We start from the raw sequence: 17,183 nt of genomic DNA, 5'->3' as shown, positions 1-17,183 counted from the left end.
CCCCAGCCCGGCGAGACCGACGACTTCTCCCCCCAGACCCACCTGGAGGTCCTGCGGGCGCACGCCCCCGACCTCAGCGTGGACGTCGTCCTCGCCGACGACGGGGTGGTCGACGACCCGGCGGCCCTCGACAAGGCCGTCCAGGAGATCGGCGGGCGGCTCGTCCTCGCCGACGTCGCCGCCGACGACGGCTCGCCGCGTCATGAACCCGCCCGGCTGGCCCAAGCCTTCTACAAGATATTCACCGACTGACGACCCGCGCGGCCGGGATCGGCCACACTGCTGGGAGTCCGATAGGGGGAGGGTTCATCAGATGGCGATGACCGGTGTGGTCAAGGACGAGCTGAGCAGGCTCACGGTCATGAAGCCGTGCTGCCGCAAGGCCGAGGTCTCGACGCTGCTGCGCTTCGCGGGAGGGCTGCACCTGGTCAGCGGCCGCATCGTGATCGAGGCCGAGATCGACACCGGCGTCGCGGCGCGGCGCCTCATCAGGGACATCGCGGAGGTGTTCGGGCACACCTCCGAGGTCGTCGTCCTCGCGCCCAGCGGCCTGCGCAAGGGCAACCGCTACGTCGTCCGCGTCTTCCGCGACGGCGAGTCCCTCGCCCGGCAGACCGGCCTCATCGACAACAACGGCCGCCCGGTCCGCGGCCTGCCCCGCCAGGTCGTCTCCGGCGCCGCCTGCGACGCCGAATCCGCCTGGCGCGGCGCGTTCCTCGCGCACGGCTCGCTCACCGAGCCCGGCCGGTCCATGTCGCTGGAGGTGACCTGCCCCGGCCCCGAGGCCGCGCTCGCCCTCGTCGGCGCCGCCCGCCGCCTCAAGATCCACGCCAAGGCGCGCGAGGTCCGCGGCGTCGACCGCGTCGTCGTCCGCGACGGCGACGCCATCAGCGCCCTGCTCACCCGCCTCGGCGCCCACGACAGCGTCCTCGCCTGGGAAGAGCGCCGGATGCGCCGCGAAGTGCGCGCCACCGCCAACCGCCTCGCCAACTTCGACGACGCCAACCTCCGCCGCTCCGCCCGCGCCGCCGTCGCCGCCGGCGCCCGCGTCGCCCGCGCCCTGGAGATCCTCGGCGACGACGCCCCCGAGCACCTCGTCAACGCCGGCCGCCTCCGCCTCGAGCACAAGCAGGCGTCCCTGGAGGAACTCGGCCAGCTCGCCGACCCGCCCCTCACCAAGGACGCCATCGCCGGCCGCATCCGCCGCCTCCTCGCCATGGCCGACAAGCGCGCCGGCGACCAGGGCATCCCCGGCACCGACGCCAACCTGACGGCGGACATGCTGGCGCCTTAGTCGTTTGGGGGGCGACCCCCCAAACCCCCCGGTGCGAGCCGGTCGATCCTCACGCTTCTGCGGGTTCGTTCGACCGTGCGGGTTTGTGGCGCTGCGGTCGCCCGGCTCGCTCGGGTCGTGCGACCTGCGCTCGCTGCGCTCGCTCCGGCCGCACGACCCGTGAGCCCGGGGCCAAGGTTCTGTCCAAGTTCCTTCGGGGACTCGGTCGTGTTGTTCGTTTGTGGGTTTACCTGGGGTTGTTCAGGTCGCCTCTTAGGACTCTGTGGATCAGGTCTTCGCGTAGTTGGCCGTAGCCGGTTTCGGCCCAGACGCTCTTCTTCGGGTCGGCCTCGTAGTAGGGGACGGGGCGGCCGTCGCGGGTGTCCATGAGGACCTCCGGGGTCCGCTTGGCGCGGGTCGCGCGGGCGCAGGTGGGGCATGCCTGGACGCGGAGGCGCTCGCGGGAGCCCAGGGGGCGCCAGTCGAGCTTCGTCGTGGCGTCTCCGTGGAGGGGGTTGAAGAAGCACAGCGGCATGGGCGGGATCTCCGGCTTGCCCTTCGCGACGGCCTGGGCCGAGGCCAGGGCGTCGCGGCCTTGGTCCACCAGGACCAGGACGCCGGCCAGGTCGGGGATGCCCCGGGCCGCGTCGAGGGTCTTGCCGGCGGCCTGGTAGGCGTCCAGGGCCCTGGTCATCAGGGTGCGGGTCCGCTCGTTCGCGGGAGTGTCGCTCTCGTCCAGGAGTTCACCGAAGGCGATGACCTCGTGGGACGCCTGCTCGCGGAGCTGGTCCTCGTTCGCGCGGTTCGCGGTCTCGAACACCGTGCGGGGCATGAGGAGGCCCTCGTCCTCGACCTCGCGCCGGGCGGCGGACGCCATGCGGCGGCGACGCCACAGCAGGAGGCCCGCGACGCCCGCGGCGGCCGCGCCCGCCGCGCCGAGGGGAAGGGCCAGACCGCCGTCCTCCCCGCCGGGTGCCGTGACTCCGGGGCTGGCGGGGCGTCTGCTGATGCGCGCCCTGAGCTCGGCGGAGACCCGCTTGTACTCCCGGGTGCCGGTGCCCGCGACGATCAGGTCGATGATGCGCGACAGCTTGGCCGCGAGCGGCGCGTCGTCCATCGCGCGGTCGAGGGCGACGGCCCACGCGGCGTCGCGGGCCTGGTGCTCGCCGCCCCATTCGCGGGCGGCCAGATCGTCGGTCCTATCGTCGAACGTGATGAAGATGCCGTCGCGGCCGAGGCGGTCGTGGACGACCGTCGCCAGATCCTCGGAGTCGGACCAGGTGCCGCCCGCGACGAGCGGGACCAGGACGACGAAGACGGGCGCGGGAGACTTGCCGATCTCGGCGATGAGCTCACGCCGCTCCGTTGGGGGGAGCGCGGACGCCAGCGACGGGTCGACGTAGATCGGGGAGCGGCGCAGCGCGGCCGCGAGCCGTTCGCCGGGGGACGGTTCACTCGACACCGAGATACCTCATCACGCGGGAGTGGAAGTTCTTGCCGGTGGCGCCCCAGGCGGTGTCCCGCCACACGCCGGGGATCGCGGTGTGGGGGCGGGCGCGGCCGGGGCCCGGCACCTTGAGGAGGTGCCGGTCGGTGAGGCCCTGCCGCTTCTCGATGTCGGCGCAGGTCTCGCACAGCGGGCACGGCTTCGGGAGGACCTTGTGGGTGAGCTTCGCCAGCCGCCTGCGCGTGACGGAGTCGCCGTGCAGCGGGTTCACCACGCAGGGGACGGGCGGGTCGGCGATGTCCCGGCTGAGCGCGACCTGCCCCTGGCGGGCGAGGACGATCGCGCCGACGAGGTCGACGGCGCGGTCCTCGTCCTCTTTGGCGTCGTCGTAGAGGATCTGGGCGGCATCGTAGGCGGCGACGGCGTGGGAGCGTCCGCGCTCGGCGTCGGCTGTGACGAGCGCCTGGCGGAGCGCGTCGACCTCCTTGGCCGCCAGGCGCCGTAGCCGCCGCATGCTGGGCTCGGTCCAGGCCGTGCTCTGCCGCATGGGTCTCCGCTTGTCCCGCGGCGTGCTCTCGCGGCGCATCAGGGCGAGCACGCCGACGCCCGTCCAGTACAGCAGGACGGCCGCGGCGGGGCCGACGAGGAGGAGACCGGTGAGGAGGGGGGCCGCGATCTCCGGCTCGGCCGGCGTCAGCTCGTTCTCCTTCCCGAACGGGTCGGGGGTGGAGTACAGCTCCGGCATCGTGGGGGACGCCGAAGGGGCCGTCGCGTGGCTGCGCAGGCGTTCGACGATCCGCTGCGCCAGGTCGTCGAACGGGCGGTCGTAGTCGGCGGGCCGCCAGGAACCCGGCTGGTCCTCGTCCAGCGCCGAGTACCGGAAGCGGCGCGGGACCCGGAACGCCTCGGACTCCAGGCCGCCGCGCGAGTCGGCCATGAGGTACAGGCCGTCGCGGCCGGAGCGTTCGTGCAGTGCGAACAGGAACGCCTCGGCGCGGCCCTGGGACTCCGAGTCGCTCGGGTTCGGGACGACGACGACATAGGCGGGCACGCCGACGCTGCGGGACGTCTCGCCGATCGCCCGGCGGATCCGGGCGCGCTCGGATGCTCCGAGGGCGTGGCTGACGTCCGGGTCGACGAAGAGGGGGTCCTTCGCGAGGGAAGCGGAGATCCGGTCCAGGCGGTGGTAGGCGTGCGGTGGGTCGTCGGCGGCGACGGCGGTGCCCACGGCCAGGGCGGTGAGGAGGAGGGCGGTGAGGATCGCCAGGGTGCCCGCCCGTCTCATCTGCGGCCCTTCGCCGGCTTCTTCGTGCTCCTGCCCCGGTGGGCCCGGCGGAAGACCAGGAAGGCGAGGAGGGGAACCCCGCTGAGCGCGGCGCCCCCGCCGAAGACCCCCCACTCGGTCAGGGCCGCCCGCCGGTCCGCGGCGTCGTCGGCGTCCAGTGCCTTGCGCACCTTCGACTTCGGTCTCGGAGGCGGGTTATCGGCACGCTCCCGTGCCCGGCCGGACAGGGCGATGTCGACGAAGAGCTCGATCCGCTCGGGGGTGCTCGCGTCGGTGGGGAGTTCGTCCCCGGCGGCCCGCCACGCGTCCTCCAGCGGAAGCCGCCGGGAACCGCCGTACTGGCGGACCTCGCCGTCGGGCGAGGACGGGGAGGCCACGATGTAGACGCCGTCCCGGCGGAGCCGGTCGCGCAGCAGCGGCAGGAGGGACTCGCCGTGCCGCCCGGTGTTGAGGCCGACGGTGGGCGTGACCGCCACGTAGGCCGGAACGCCGAGGCGCGCGACGGCCGCCTTGATCCGCGCGGCGGCGTCCGGCGGCAGCGCCCGCGGGGCGTGGTCGGTGACGTAGACGGGGTCGCGGCGGAGCTGTGCGGCGATGTGGTCGGCGCGGGACACCGGCTCCGCGCGCTCCCGCGCGACGGCGGGCGGCGGGCAGGCCAGCAGGACCACCCCGCTCAAGATCAGGACGAGCCACCCGCCGCGCATGGACGGCGAGTGTAGTGAAAGGCGTGCCATATGCCGTGAGCGGGGGCGGAACGGGAGCCATCCCCCGACCGGGGGAGACGCGCTCACCCCGGGATTCCCACGCCGCCGGTGTCAAGCTACTCGCGGGTCATTGGATAGGGTCGAGCGTGGGGGAGATCCCCTGGATCGACCGTAGTTGACAGTCCGGCAGCGCCGGACGCTATCGACGTGCGAGGAGCCTTTCCGTGACCATCCGAGTAGGCATCAACGGGTTCGGCCGGATCGGCCGCAACTTCTACCGCGCCGTGAAGGCGTCCGGGGCCGACATCGAGGTCGTGGCCGTGAACGACCTGACCGACAACGCCACCCTGGCCCAGTTGCTCAAGTACGACAGCATCCTCGGCCGCTTCCCCGAGGACGTGCGCGCCACCGAGGACGAGATCGTCGTGGGCGGCAAGGCCATCAAGGCGTTCGCGGAGCGCGACCCCGCCGCCCTGAAGTGGAGCGATGTCGGCGCCGACGTCGTCGTGGAGTCCACCGGTTTCTTCACCGACGCGACCAAGGCCAAGGTGCACGCCGACAACGGCGCCAAGAAGGTCATCATCTCCGCACCGGCCAAGAACGAGGACCTCACCGTCGTCCTGGGCGTCAACGAGGACAAGTACGACCCCGCGAACCACACGGTGATCTCCAACGCCTCCTGCACCACCAACTGCCTGGCCCCGCTGGCGAAGGTCCTGAACGACTCCTTCGGGATCGAGAAGGGCCTGATGACCACGGTCCACGCCTACACGCAGGACCAGAACCTCCAGGACGCGCCGCACAAGGACCTGCGCCGCGCCCGCGCCGCCGCGATCAACGTCGTGCCGACCTCCACCGGCGCCGCGAAGGCCATCGGGCTCGTGCTGCCCGAGCTCAAGGGCAAGCTCGACGGCTACGCGCTGCGCGTCCCGGTGCCGACCGGCTCGGCCACCGACCTCACCGTGACGGTCTCCCGCGACGTCACCGTCGAGGAGGTCAACGAGGCGTTCAAGGCCGCGGCCGAGGGCGCGCTGAAGGGCTACCTCACCTACACCGAGGACCCGATCGTCTCCGCCGACATCGTCACCGACCCGGCGTCCTGCATCTACGACTCCGGGCTGACCAAGGTCATCGGCGACCAGGTCAAGGTCGTCGGCTGGTACGACAACGAGTGGGGCTACTCCAACCGCCTCGTCGACCTCGTCAAGCTCGTCGGCGCGCAGCTGTAAAGCGCCTCAGGGCGCAGCCCCGGGGGCTCAGGGGGCCGCCCCCGGGAGAACACTGATCGCAGCCGTTGGCGCCGTGGCCGCGCACCGTGCACGGAGACCGTGCAGAGAAGGGCGCGAGGCCACGGCGCGGCCGTGTACGGAAGGACACCGACATCCCGATGCGGACCATTGACGATCTCGACGTCGCCGGGAGGCGCGTCCTCGTCCGCGCCGACCTGAACGTCCCGCTCGAGGACGGCTCCATCACCGACGACGGGCGGATCCGCGCGAGCCTGCCGACGATCGAGGCGCTGCGCACCCGCGGGGCCAAGGTCATCGTCTGCGCCCACCTCGGCCGCCCCAAGGGCGAGGTGAAGCCCGAGTTCTCGCTGGCCCCCGTCGCCGCGCGCCTCGGCGAGCTGCTCGGCACGGACGTGGCGGCCGCCGCAGACGTCGTCGGCGACTCCGCCCGCGCCGCCGCGGACGGGCTCCCCGACGGCGGCGTCGCGCTGCTGGAGAACCTGCGCTTCGAGCCCGGCGAGACCAGCAAGGACGACGCCGAGCGCGGCGCGTTCGCCGACCGGCTCGCCGCGCTCGCCGAGATCTACGTCGGGGACGGGTTCGGCGCCGTGCACCGCAGGCACGCGTCGGTGTACGACGTGCCGCGGCGGCTCCCGCACGCCGCCGGCGGGCTGATCGCCGCCGAGGTCGAGGTGCTGAAGAAGCTCACCGAGGACGTCGAGCGGCCCTACGCCGTCGCGCTCGGCGGCTCCAAGGTGTCCGACAAGCTCGGCGTGATCGACAACCTGCTCGGCAAGGCCGACCGCATCCTGATCGGCGGCGGCATGGTGTTCACGTTCCTGAAGGCCCAGGGGCACGAGGTCGGCAAGAGCCTCCTGGAGGAGGACCAGCTCGACACCGTCCGCGAGTACCTGCGGCGCGCCGAGGAGTCGGGGGTGGAGTTCGTCCTCCCGGTCGACATCGTCGCGGCCACCGCGTTCGCCGCCGACGCCGACCACGGCGTCGTCGCGGCCGACGCGATCCCGGCCGACCGGCTCGGCCTCGACATCGGCCCCGAGTCCGGCAAGCTCTTCGCGGCGCGCCTCGCCGACGCCCGCACGGTGTTCTGGAACGGCCCGATGGGCGTTTTCGAGATGGAGCCCTACTCGCACGGCACCCGCGCCGTGGCCCAGGGCCTCATCGACTCCGGCGCGTTCACCGTGGTCGGCGGCGGCGACTCCGCCGCGGCCGTCCGGCGGCTCGGCTTCGACGAGGCCGCCTTCTCGCACATCTCGACCGGCGGCGGCGCCAGCCTCGAATACCTCGAAGGCAAGACGCTGCCCGGCCTGCAGGCCCTGGAGGACTGACACGTGGCGCGAACGACCCCTTCCGGCGCGCAGAGCGGCCGCAAGCCGCTCATGGCGGGCAACTGGAAGATGAACAACAACCACTTCGACGCCATCAAGCTCGTGCAGAAGATGGCGTTCGCCCTCAAGGACGCCGACCACGACGCCGTCGACATCGCCGTGCTCCCGCCGTTCACGGCGATCCGCTCGGTGCAGACGCTGGTCGACGCCGACAAGCTCGGGATCCAGTACGGCGCGCAGGACGTCTCCCAGCACGCCTCCGGCGCCTACACCGGTGAGATCTCCGCCGCGATGCTGGCCAAGCTGGGCTGCACCTACGTCGCCGTGGGGCACTCCGAGCGCCGCCAGTACCACGCCGAGGACGACGCGCTCGTCAACGCCAAGGCCAAGGCCGCCCTCGCCGCCGACCTCACCCCGATCCTGTGCGTGGGCGAGGGGCTGGACGTCCGCAAGGCCGGCGAGCACGTGGCGCACGTCCTGGCGCAGGTGGACGGCGGGCTGGAGAAGATCCCCGCCGACCAGGCGCGGCGCACCGTGATCGCCTACGAGCCCGTCTGGGCCATCGGCACCGGCGAGGTCGCCACCCCGGAGGACGCGCAGGAGGTCTGCGGCGCCATCAGGACGCGGCTCGCCGAGCACTATGACGGCGGACTGGCAGACCAGGCGCGTATCCTGTACGGCGGTTCGGTGAAGAGCGGCAACATCGCCAAGCTCATGGCGCAGGAGGACGTGGACGGCGCCTTGGTCGGTGGTGCCAGCCTGGACCCGGGAGAATTCGTCAAGATCTGCCGGTACCGGGATCTCCCCGTCTGATCAAAACTGATCAATTCTGCGTGAACTGGGGGTTCTTGCCGAACCAGCGGGTAGTTCGTCGTACCCTTCGTACCTGACGGGTAAACCGCCCGGCCGGATCCACCGTCCTGAACTACGAACGACAAGGCGCTGAAGAATCGTGATCATCGCAACGTCCATCGTGCTCATCCTGTCGAGCCTGCTGATGGTGGTTCTCGTCCTGATGCACAAGGGCAAGGGCGGCGGGCTGTCGGACATGTTCGGCGGCGGCATCTCGACGTCCCTGGGCGGGTCGTCGGTGGTGGAGCGCAACCTCGACCGGCTGACCGTCGCCGTCGGCCTGGTCTGGTTCGCCTCCATCGTCGTCCTCGGGCTGCTGTTCAAGGGTGACGGCACCCCCTGAACCGCCCGTCAGACACCATGCGAGCGCCGCGCCGCCCTCCGGAGACCGCGGGCGGCGGCGGAAACACTGAGCGAGGAGTACTCCGTGGGTAGTGGCAACGCGATTCGGGGCAGCCGTGTCGGGGCCGGTCCGATGGGTGAGGCAGAGCGCGGCGACGCCGCGCCCCGCGTCTGGGTGACGTTCTACTGCGCCAACCGGCACGAGACCCGGCCCAGCTTCGCGACCGACGTCGCGGTCCCGGAGACCTGGGACTGTCCGCGCTGCGGGTTCCCCGCCGGCCAGGACTCGGAGAACCCCCCGGCCCCGCCGAAGACCGAGCCGTACAAGACGCACCTCGCGTACGTGAAGGAGCGCCGCAGCGACGAGGACGGCGAGGCCATCCTCGAAGAGGCCCTCGCCAAGCTCCGCGAGAAGCGCGCCGCGGTCAAGAAGGCCCTGGAGTCCGCGAGCCGCTGACTTGCATTGCCCTTGGCGTCGGGCCCTGGGGGCCCTCCTTCGGCGGGCAATGCGTGCGATCGCTGCATCGCTCCGGCTCGCCTGGCGGCTCGCTGCGCGATCAGGTTTCTCGCAGGCTCGAAACCTGCCTTCGGACGCGATCGCGGACGTTGGGGTCGTCGCGGGGTTGCGGTGCCGGCTGGGGCTTGCGGGTAACGGGGGCGCGCGTTAGCGCGGTGGCTCGCCGTTTCGCAGGTCGGAACCGCCTTGGTCGCGATCGCGGAGTTAGAGTCTGGGGCCGGGATCTTGTGGACGTCGCCGCTCCTCCGAATATCCTTCGGAGGAGCGGCGTTTTTTGTGCGATTCTGCACCTTGGGTTCGGCTTGTGGCGGGGATCTCGGGAGGTGGCATGGACGCGGTCGATCAGGCGATTCTGCGGCGGCTGCAGCGGGACGGGCGGCAGACCAACCGGGAGCTGGCGGAGGCGGTGGGGATCGCGCCGTCCACGGCGCTGGAGCGGACGCGTGCGCTGCGCTCGCGCGGCGTCATCACGGGATTCCACGCCGCCGTCGACTTCGAGCGGCTCGGCCGGGGCGTGCAGGCGCTCATCTCGATCCGGATCCGGCCGCAGTCCCGGGAGGCTATCGAGTCCGCGCGCGACGGCATGGCGGCGATGCCCGAGGCCGTCGGGGTGTTCGTGGTGACGGGCAACGAGGATCTGCTCGTCCACGTGGCGGTGCCGAGCACCGCGTACCTGCGCGACTTCGTCCTCGACCGGCTGGCGCGCCGCAAGGAGTTCGTGGACGTCCGCACCACGGTCGTCTACGACCACGTCCAGCCGGTCGAGCAGGGCGAACTTCCGTCGGCGGGACGGTCGTAGGACCGAACGTCTTACGGGTAACCCGCCGATGGTTCTTCTGTCGGCGAATGAATGATGGCTATGGAGTCGTCAGGCGAAGGAAGTGCGGGGATTGCGCGGCAGTGGCGCAGATCCTTCTAAGTTCGGTCGTGTGGATCGACGGAATGAATCGTCCGGGGCGTTGCTGGTGCTCGTCGCGGGGGTGCTCTGGGGGACGGTCGGGCCGGCGCAGGTGCTGGCGGAGTCGGCGGCGAGTCCGGTCGCGGTCGGGGGAGCCCGGATCTTCTCGGGCGGCCTGATCCTCGCCGCGCTGGTCCTCGTGGCGCGGCGGCGGGCGTTCCTCGCGCTGACCCGGCGGACCTGGGGGCCGCTGCTGGCCGCGGCGGCCGCCACCGGCACGTTCCAGGCGGCCTTCTTCACATCGGTGAACCGCACGGGTGCGGCCATCGCGACCGCCGTCGTGTTCGGGCTGGCGCCGGTCTCGACGGGGCTCTGCGAGCGGATCGTCCTGGGGACCGGGCTGAGCCGCCGCTGGTGGGCGGGAACCGCCTGCGCGATCGGCGGCGTCGCGCTGCTGATGGCCCCGGCCTCGAACGGCGGCGCCGGCGGCGCCGGCGGCGCCGACCCCGTCGGCATCGCGCTGAGCCTCGTCGCCGGGACGTGCTTCGGCGTCTACACCGTGTCGGCCAAGGTCCTCACCGGGCGTGACGTGGGAATGGCCGCCGCGGTGTCGGTGACGCTGCTCGCCGGGGGAGCGGTGCTGCTGCCGTGGACGCTGACCGAACTGCCCGCGCTCGCCGCGCCCCGGTCGGCCTTGCTCGTGGCCTGGCTGGGGATCGCCGCCACCGCCGCCGCGTACATGTGCTTCGTCACGGGCCTGGCGCGCGTCACGGCGGCGGCCGCCGGGACGCTCAGCCTGGTCGAGCCGCTCGTGGCCGCGGGTCTCGCGCTGGTCCTGCTCGGCGAGCGCATGTCGGCGCCCGTCGCGGCCGGGGCGCTGCTCCTGCTGGGCGGCCTGTTCGTCGTGTCGGTCCCAGCACTGTCACCGCGCGGGCTGCGGGCGGCTCGGTATGATGGGGCGCACGCGACTGGCGCAGTCAAGGTGGAGGCGACCACCGGGGAGCGTACGTAGTCCGCACACCGCGCGCCTGGGTGTACGGGCCCCCTCGTCGGGGCGCCCGAAGTCCCGGCGCCGACAGCGCGGAGGCTCACCATGCACGAACCGGCCGTACCCCATCTGCTGGAGCAGGACCCCGAGATCGCCGGGCTGGTGGAGGACGAGGCCCGACGCCAGTACGAGAAGATCCGGCTGATCGCCTCGGAGAACTACGTGTCGCCGGCCGTCCTGGAGGCCACCGGCACCGTCCTGACCAACAAGTACTCCGAGGGCTACGCGGGCAAGCGGTACTACGAGGGGCAGCAGAACGTCGACCCCATCGAGCTGCTGGCGATCGACCGGGCCAAGGAGCTGTTCGGCGTCGAGCACGCCAACGTCCAGCCCTACTCCGGTTCCCCCGCGAACCTCGCCGTCTACATGGCGTTCCTGGAGCCCGGCGACCCGGTGATGGGCCTGTCGCTGCCGATGGGCGGGCACCTCACGCACGGCTGGTCCGTGTCGGCCACCGGCAAGTGGTTCCGGCCCGTCCGGTACGACGTGCGCGCCGACACCGGCCGGGTCGACATGGACCAGGTGCGCGACCTGGCCCTCAAGGAGCGGCCGAAGCTCATCTGGTGCGGTGGCACCGCGATCCCGCGGACGATCGACTTCCCCGCGTTCGCCGAGATCGCCCGGGAGACCGGCGCGGTCCTGGCCGCCGACATCGCGCACATCGCCGGCCTCATCGCGGGCGGCGCGCACCCGTCCCCGGTCGGCCACGCCGACGTGATCTCCACCACCACGCACAAGACGCTGCGCGGCCCGCGCGGCGCGATGATCATGTCGACGGCTGAGCACGCGAAGGCGATCGACAAGGCCGTCTTCCCCGGCCTGCAGGGAGGCCCGCACAACCACACCACCGCCGCGATCGCCGTCGCGCTGAAGGAGGCCGCGCAGCGGGACTTCTCCGGCTACGCGCACCAGGTCGTCGCGAACGCGAAGGCGCTGGCGGCCGCGCTGGTGGAGCGCGGCTACGACCTGATCTCCGGCGGCACCGACAACCACCTGATCCTGATCGACCTCACCGACAAGGGCGTCGCGGGCAAGCCCGCCGCGCAGGCCCTCGACCGGGCCGGGATCGAGCTGAACTACAACGCGGTCCCGTTCGACCCGCGCAAGCCGTTCGATCCGTCCGGGCTGCGGCTCGGCACCGCCGCGATCACCACCCGCGGGCTGGGGGAGGACCGGATGCCGCAGGTCGCAGCCTGGATCGACGAGGTCGTGCAGGCCACTGCCAAGCAGGACGAGACGGTCGTCGAGCGCGTCGCTGGGCAGATCCGGGAGCTGCTCGCGGGCTACCCGATGCCCGGCTGGACGTCCGCGCCCTAGGCGCCGCGCAGCACGGTGATCATGCGCCACGCCCCGGGGTCGGTGAGGGCCACCGCGTCCTCACCGGCCCCGAAGTCGCCGTACTGCGCCACCACGTCCAGGCCGCCGGCGAGGCGGACGGCCGCGTCGAGTTCCGTGGCCGACCAGAAGCGGTAGGGGACGACGTCGCGAATCACCAGCGTCTCGCCGCCGGACTCGACCGTCACCGTGACGTGGTCGTCGGCGATCTGCGTCACCGGGTCGAGGCGGTCGGTGGGCTCGCCCCAGCGGACGTCGGCGCGGACGCCCTCGCGCTCGACCGTCCAGCCGGTGCTGACAGTAGGCTCGTCGCCGAGCCGGTCCCGGGGGTGCGACATCTCGACGATGTAGAGGCCGCCGGGGGCCAGGTGCGCGGCGGCGCGGCGCAGGTGCGCGACGAACGCGTCCAGCGTCATCAGGTGGGACGTCGAGTCGAGCATGGTCACGATGAGGTCGAACCGGCGGCCAAGGCCGAACCGGGTCATGTCGTCCCGCACGACCTGCAGCTCGACGCCCTCCTTCTCTGCCGCGCGGGCCGCGTGGGCGCACATCTCCGGGTTCAGATCGAGCGCGGTCGCCGCCAGGCCGCGGCGGGCGAACTCGCGGGCGTGCTCGGCCGGGCCCGCGGCCAGCTCCAGCACCGCCGAGGCCGGGCCGCCCGGACGGTGCTCGGCGCACCAGGCGAGCAGCGCGTCGACCTCGGCGGGCACGTCGCGGAACGAGCACGCCAGCTCGTACGCCCAGGGATTGTCATAGATGCCGGTCACCCGGCCATCCTGCCAGCGCGCCGGTCCCCGCCGGGCGCCCGTCCAGCCGCAGCCGGATCTCCACCACGGTCGGGTCGGCGGTGCGGCGCGTCCGGCCGCCGAGCGAGGTCAGCAGCCGGCGCATCCGGGTGTTCTCGCTCAGCGCGAGCGCGCGCAGCTCCACCACGCCCCGGTCCCGGCCCAGCGCGACGAGCAGGTCCGCGAGGGCGCGGCCGAGGCCGCGGCCCTGCCAGTCGTCCTCCACCAGGAAGGCCATCTCGGCGACGCCGGGGTCGAGGACGTGGATGAGGTGGGCGAGCGCGAGCAGCGACCCGTCCGGTCCCTCGGCGACGAGCGTCCGGCCGTAGGCGGGGTCGCGGAACCGCTCGATCGCCCGGCGCGGCGGGGCCGGCATCGGGCTGAAGTACCGCATCCGGCGGCTGTCCTGCGAGCAGCGCTCGTGCAGCGCCCGGACGCCGTCGGCGTCGTCCTCGCCGAGGGGGCGCACGACGACCTGCGTCCCGTCGCGGAGCACGACGCGGCGCGGGAGGGCACTGCGCCGCGGGGCGGGCAGCGCGGCCCGGACCAGCGCGTCGGCCCGCGCCGCCTCGGTCGCGGTGAACGGCAGCCCGAACCGGCGGAGCCGGACCGCGCGCCCGCGCCCCACCGGGACGACGAGCACGTCCGGCTCCGCGCAGTCCCCGGCGGGGTCGCCCCAGGAGGCGTCGTCGGCGCGGAGCAGCTCGCCGAGGATCGCGGGGACGGCGTGCGGCTCGGCGCGCAGCCGGGACGCCAGGACCAGGGCGCGGGTCGGCTCGTCCACCAGCTCGTTCGGCCGGGCGGGGCGGACGGCGGTGCGGACCCCGCCGGCGGCGCCCAGCGTCTCGGCCAGCTCCCGGGCGCCTGGGCCGCCGCGCGGGACGTCCACGATGAACTCGTCCACCACGCCCTCGGCGTCGAGCTGGACGGACAGGCCGAGGATGTTGGCGCCGCGCCGGCCGAGCGCGGCGGTGAGCTGGGCCAGGCGGCCGGGCCTGTCCTCGATCTCGGTGCGGATGCGGAACAGTGGCATTGGAGCGTTCCCTTCGCGGGGCCGGCGCCCGTTCGATCCCGGCTCGTGTCGGCGACCAGGTTCGCCGACGCTTGTTACGCGGCCGCTACGTCATGGTGTGCCCGCGGTTTCACATACCGGACGGGTACTTGAGCCCTCCCCGCCGAGGGCCTAGCGTGCGGTGGGTGATCGACCCCGTGAGCGGTGAGCACGTCGACGACCGGCCTCCGCGCGGGCCCGCACCGGCCCGGCTCCCGCTGCTGTTCCCCGGCTCCCTCAGCGACGAGCAGCGGCTCCTGTACGAGGCGCTGACCGGCGGGCCGCGCGCCGGCGACCGCCTGCCGCCGTTCATGGCCGACGAGTCCGGACGGCTCCTCGGCCCGTTCAACGCGATGCTGTACAGCCCGTCGGTGGGCCTGCCGCTGCAGGACCTCGGCGCCGCGCTGCGGTTCCGCACCGCGTTCACCAAGCGCGAGCGGGAGATCGCGACGCTGGTCGTCGCCGCGCACGTCCGCTCCGACTACGAGTGGTACGCGCACGAGCGGATCGGGCGCCGCGCCGGGCTCCGCGACGACGAGATGGACGCCCTCCGGGAGGGCCGCGCGCCCATGTTCGCGGACGTACGCGAGCGGGTCGTCTACGAGGCGACGCGGCAGCTCGTCGCCGAGGACGACCTCGGCGACGCGGTGTTCACCGAGGCCGCCGCCACGCTCGGCCGCCCCGCCCTCGTCGAGCTCGTCACGCTCGTCGGCTACTACCGGGCGCTGGCGCTGCAGATGCGCGTCTTCCGGGTCGGCGTCCCGGACGGCATGACCCCGCCCGAGTGGCCCGCCGAGGACGGCGCCGCGGATGACTGAGGTGCTGCGCACGGTACGGCTCGTGCTGCACCCGGTGACGATGGGCGACCACGCCGCGCTGCTGACGCACTGGACCGAACCGCTCGTCCGCCGCCACCTGTTCGGCGACCGGACGGTCTCCGCCGCCCAGGTGCGCGAGATCATCGACGCCAGCGAGCGGGACTTCGCCACCGAGGGGTACGGGCTGTGGGCGCTGCGTCCCGCGCGCTGGAGCGGCGGGATCGACGGGCCGGCGCCGGGCGAGCCGCTGATCGGGGTGGCCGGGCTGGGCCACCGCGACGGGCCGCTCGGCCACGGCGTGGACGTCGAGATCCTCTACAGCCTGCAGCCGGACCGCTGGGGCCACGGCCTGGCCGCCGAGGCGTCCCGCGCGGTCCTCGACTACGCCTTCGGCGTGGTGGGCGTGCCCCGGGTCACGGCAGAGATCGACATGGCGAACCCGGCGTCGGCGGAGATCGCGCTGCAGCTCGGGATGCGCCGCGGGCCCGACGGACCCGCGGGTCCCGACGGCGCCGCCTACTACGCGGCCGACCGCTCCCGCTGGGTCGGGTCCAGCCGCGCCGTCGACGCGGTCCCCGGCTCCCTCAGGCCCGCCTAGGGCCGGACGAGCCGCTGGACGTCCCCGTACGACGGCGCCGGGTGGCCGCCGCCGTCGCCGGTGACGCCGAGGGCCGCGTTGACGGTGGCCTGGAGCGCGCTGCGGAACAGCAGCGAGCCGGTGCTGACGCGGTGCACGCCGAGGCGGTCCATCCGGGCGTACTCGGTCCGGCCCGGCAGGTACAGCACGTTCAGCGGGACGTCCGCGGTGTCGAGAACGGCGCGGATGTCGGCGTCGTCCACGATGCCGGGGACGAAGATCCCGTCCGCCCCCGCCTCCGCGAACGCGCGGGCCCGCAGCAGCGTCTCGTCGCGGTCGGGGTCGCCCAGCCAGAACGTGTCGGTGCGCGCGTTGAGGAACACCGCCGGAGCGGCCTCCTTCACCGCGGCAATCACGGCGGTCTGGTGGGCGACCGGCGCGAGGGTGCCGTCGGCCCGCCCGTCCTCCAGGTTGACCCCGGCGATCCCGAGCGAGGCCAGTTCGGCGACGAGGGCGGCGACGTCCTCGGCCCGCGCGGAGAAGCCGCCCTCGATGTCCACCGTGACCGGGACGGGCAGGCGGGCCAGAACCCGGGCCAGCGCCAGCGTCTCCTCCCGCGTGCCCCCGGTCGCGTCGGTCTTGCCCGCCGCCGCGGCGACGCCGAGGCTGGTCGTCCCGATGGCGGGGAACCCGGCCTTGACCAGTGCCGCGCCGCTCGCGAAGTCCCACGCGTTGGGCAGGACCAGCGGATGATCACCGTGGTGCAGTTCGTGGAATCCCACCGGCGGCCCTCCGTCCCGTGTAAACCGCCCTGGTACTCGGCCTGGCGTCCGGTGGCGGCATTCCCGCCGGGCCGCGGCGCATGCCGCCGACTCTAGGGGCGCCTCGTTTCGACGCCGGCCGAAGTGTCGCGCCGGGCCTCGGGGGAAGGGCGGGCCTCAGGCGGCGGAGACTGGGCCGCCGCGCCACTCCGGTAGCGGGTCGCGGCCGGCCGCCACGTCGAAGGCGGCGCGGGCGAGGAGCCGGGTGGAGTCGAGGGTGGGCAGCGGCGAGACGTCGGGCGTCACCAGGAGCGGGATCTCCGTGCACACCAGCGCGACGGCGTCGCAGCCGCGCTCGGCGAGGTCCTCGATGACCCGCACGTACTCCCGTCGGGACTTCTCGGTGAAGACGCCGTTGACCAGTTCCTCGAAGATGATCCGGTGGACGGTGTCCCGGCCGGCGGCGTCCGGGACCTCGGCGGCGATGCCGCGCGCCGCCAGCTCGCGCGGGTAGACCGGGCCGTCCATCGTGTAGCGGGTGCCGAGGACGCCGACGCGCCTGCGGCCGTCCCGCGCGGCCCGGCCGGCGACGACCTGCGCGATGTGCAGGCCGGGCAGCGGCAGGTCGCCGCCGGGCCGTTCGAGCGCGATGTGCGCGGTGTTGTCCGGGCACACGAAGAAGTCCGCGCCCGCCGCCGCCAGGCGCCGGACGCTCTCCGCGAGCGTCGCCCGGATCGGGTCGTGGTCCCCGGCCTCCCACGCGGGCATGCTCCGCGCGAGGGCGATGAGGTCGAGCGTCACGTCGGGATGGTCGTCGGGGCCCAGCTCGCGGAAGCCCTCCTGGCAGAAGGTCCGGAAGCACAGCGCGGCGCCTTCCGCGCTGTGGGCCAGGATGCCGAGGTGCCTCATGGGGCT

Annotated in this window: 19 protein-coding genes, 1 pseudogene and 1 riboswitch; of the genes and pseudogenes, 11 read left to right on the top strand and 9 right to left on the bottom strand. The window is 73.3% G+C overall.

Annotated elements, in window-relative coordinates:
* Both E1266_RS08680 and whiA read left to right on the top strand, forming a co-directional pair.
* Positions 1-252 (top strand): annotated as a pseudogene (locus E1266_RS08680) (hypothetical protein); the annotation flags it as partial.
* Positions 253-313: 61 nt separating this feature from the next.
* On the top strand, positions 314-1,294 hold the full coding sequence (gene whiA, locus E1266_RS08675; RefSeq protein WP_132045586.1) for a DNA-binding protein WhiA: 981 nt from the start codon (positions 314-316) through the stop codon (positions 1,292-1,294).
* 226 nt (positions 1,295-1,520) lie between these two features.
* Here whiA and E1266_RS08670 read toward each other — a convergent pair whose 3' ends face one another.
* The 3 genes from E1266_RS08670 to E1266_RS08660 are packed head-to-tail and all read right to left on the bottom strand — an operon-like array spanning position 1,521 to position 4,709.
* Complete coding sequence (locus E1266_RS08670; protein ID WP_132045584.1) at positions 1,521-2,735, bottom strand: hypothetical protein; 1,215 nt, start codon at positions 2,733-2,735, stop codon at positions 1,521-1,523.
* A complete protein-coding gene (locus E1266_RS08665) occupies positions 2,725-4,005 on the bottom strand; it encodes a hypothetical protein (RefSeq protein ID WP_132045582.1) in 1,281 nt (426 codons plus the stop codon). The genes E1266_RS08670 and E1266_RS08665 overlap by 11 nt, the downstream gene beginning before the upstream one ends.
* Positions 4,002-4,709 (bottom strand): hypothetical protein, encoded by a 708-nt coding sequence (locus E1266_RS08660; RefSeq protein ID WP_132045580.1) that lies wholly within the window; start codon positions 4,707-4,709, stop codon positions 4,002-4,004. Before E1266_RS08660 ends, E1266_RS08665 begins: the two co-directional genes overlap by 4 nt.
* Positions 4,710-4,933: 224 nt before the next feature.
* Between E1266_RS08660 and gap the strand changes: the two genes are divergently transcribed.
* The 6 genes from gap (at position 4,934) to E1266_RS08630 (ending at position 9,794) form a co-directional block, all read left to right on the top strand.
* Positions 4,934-5,938: a type I glyceraldehyde-3-phosphate dehydrogenase gene (gene gap, locus E1266_RS08655; protein WP_132045578.1), complete on the top strand. Its 1,005-nt coding sequence runs from the start codon at positions 4,934-4,936 to the stop codon at positions 5,936-5,938.
* A 158-nt stretch (positions 5,939-6,096) separates the two neighbouring features.
* Positions 6,097-7,284 (top strand): phosphoglycerate kinase, encoded by a 1,188-nt coding sequence (locus E1266_RS39335; protein ID WP_132045576.1) that lies wholly within the window; start codon positions 6,097-6,099, stop codon positions 7,282-7,284.
* 51 nt (positions 7,285-7,335) lie between these two features.
* Positions 7,336-8,097: a triose-phosphate isomerase gene (gene tpiA, locus E1266_RS39330; RefSeq protein ID WP_132045597.1), complete on the top strand. Its 762-nt coding sequence runs from the start codon at positions 7,336-7,338 to the stop codon at positions 8,095-8,097.
* A 139-nt stretch (positions 8,098-8,236) separates the two neighbouring features.
* Positions 8,237-8,479, top strand: a complete 243-nt coding sequence (secG, locus tag E1266_RS08640) for a preprotein translocase subunit SecG (protein WP_132045574.1) — start codon at positions 8,237-8,239, stop codon at positions 8,477-8,479.
* A gap of 84 nt (positions 8,480-8,563) precedes the next feature.
* Positions 8,564-8,935, top strand: coding sequence for an RNA polymerase-binding protein RbpA (locus E1266_RS08635; protein WP_131950398.1), 372 nt, complete (start codon positions 8,564-8,566; stop codon positions 8,933-8,935).
* 388 nt (positions 8,936-9,323) lie between these two features.
* Positions 9,324-9,794: an Lrp/AsnC family transcriptional regulator gene (locus E1266_RS08630; RefSeq protein WP_132045572.1), complete on the top strand. Its 471-nt coding sequence runs from the start codon at positions 9,324-9,326 to the stop codon at positions 9,792-9,794.
* Positions 9,795-9,863: 69 nt separating this feature from the next.
* Here E1266_RS08630 and E1266_RS39325 read toward each other — a convergent pair whose 3' ends face one another.
* A complete protein-coding gene (locus tag E1266_RS39325; protein ID WP_243718300.1) occupies positions 9,864-10,409 on the bottom strand; it encodes a hypothetical protein in 546 nt (181 codons plus the stop codon).
* A 36-nt stretch (positions 10,410-10,445) separates the two neighbouring features.
* Positions 10,446-10,745 carry a hypothetical protein gene (locus tag E1266_RS39320; RefSeq protein WP_243718299.1) on the bottom strand — a complete coding sequence of 100 codons (300 nt, stop codon included), beginning with the start codon at positions 10,743-10,745 and terminating at the stop codon, positions 10,446-10,448.
* A gap of 102 nt (positions 10,746-10,847) precedes the next feature.
* Positions 10,848-10,934: riboswitch (ZMP/ZTP riboswitch) on the top strand.
* Positions 10,935-10,986: 52 nt separating this feature from the next.
* Here E1266_RS39320 and glyA point away from each other — a divergent pair.
* A complete protein-coding gene (gene glyA, locus E1266_RS08620) occupies positions 10,987-12,258 on the top strand; it encodes a serine hydroxymethyltransferase (protein ID WP_132045570.1) in 1,272 nt (423 codons plus the stop codon).
* Here glyA and E1266_RS08615 read toward each other — a convergent pair.
* Positions 12,255-13,043: a class I SAM-dependent methyltransferase gene (locus E1266_RS08615; protein ID WP_132045568.1), complete on the bottom strand. Its 789-nt coding sequence runs from the start codon at positions 13,041-13,043 to the stop codon at positions 12,255-12,257. The genes glyA and E1266_RS08615 overlap by 4 nt on opposite strands.
* Complete coding sequence (locus E1266_RS08610) at positions 13,027-14,094, bottom strand: GNAT family N-acetyltransferase (protein ID WP_132045566.1); 1,068 nt, start codon at positions 14,092-14,094, stop codon at positions 13,027-13,029. Before E1266_RS08610 ends, E1266_RS08615 begins: the two co-directional genes overlap by 17 nt.
* Positions 14,095-14,258: 164 nt before the next feature.
* Between E1266_RS08610 and E1266_RS08605 the strand changes: the two genes are divergently transcribed.
* Positions 14,259-14,930, top strand: coding sequence for a carboxymuconolactone decarboxylase family protein (locus tag E1266_RS08605; RefSeq protein ID WP_243718298.1), 672 nt, complete (start codon positions 14,259-14,261; stop codon positions 14,928-14,930).
* Positions 14,923-15,528, top strand: a complete 606-nt coding sequence (locus E1266_RS08600; protein ID WP_132045563.1) for a GNAT family N-acetyltransferase — start codon at positions 14,923-14,925, stop codon at positions 15,526-15,528. The genes E1266_RS08605 and E1266_RS08600 overlap by 8 nt, the downstream gene beginning before the upstream one ends.
* Here E1266_RS08600 and E1266_RS08595 read toward each other — a convergent pair.
* Together E1266_RS08595 and E1266_RS08590 are read right to left on the bottom strand one after the other, a co-directional pair.
* The gene (locus tag E1266_RS08595) at positions 15,525-16,289 is read right to left on the bottom strand and encodes an isocitrate lyase/phosphoenolpyruvate mutase family protein (protein WP_132045561.1); all 765 of its coding nucleotides are present in this window, start codon (positions 16,287-16,289) and stop codon (positions 15,525-15,527) included. The two genes, E1266_RS08600 and E1266_RS08595, sit on opposite strands and share 4 nt — an antisense overlap.
* Before the next feature lie 156 nt (positions 16,290-16,445).
* The gene (locus E1266_RS08590) at positions 16,446-17,177 is read right to left on the bottom strand and encodes an amino acid racemase (RefSeq protein ID WP_132045559.1); all 732 of its coding nucleotides are present in this window, start codon (positions 17,175-17,177) and stop codon (positions 16,446-16,448) included.
* Positions 17,178-17,183 lie beyond the last annotated feature (6 nt).

The organism is Actinomadura sp. 7K534, from assembly GCF_004348575.1.
Classification (GTDB): domain Bacteria; phylum Actinomycetota; class Actinomycetes; order Streptosporangiales; family Streptosporangiaceae; genus Spirillospora; species Spirillospora livida.
The sequence above is the reverse complement of the archived record's forward strand: the minus strand, read 5'-3'. Positions and strand labels throughout refer to the sequence as shown.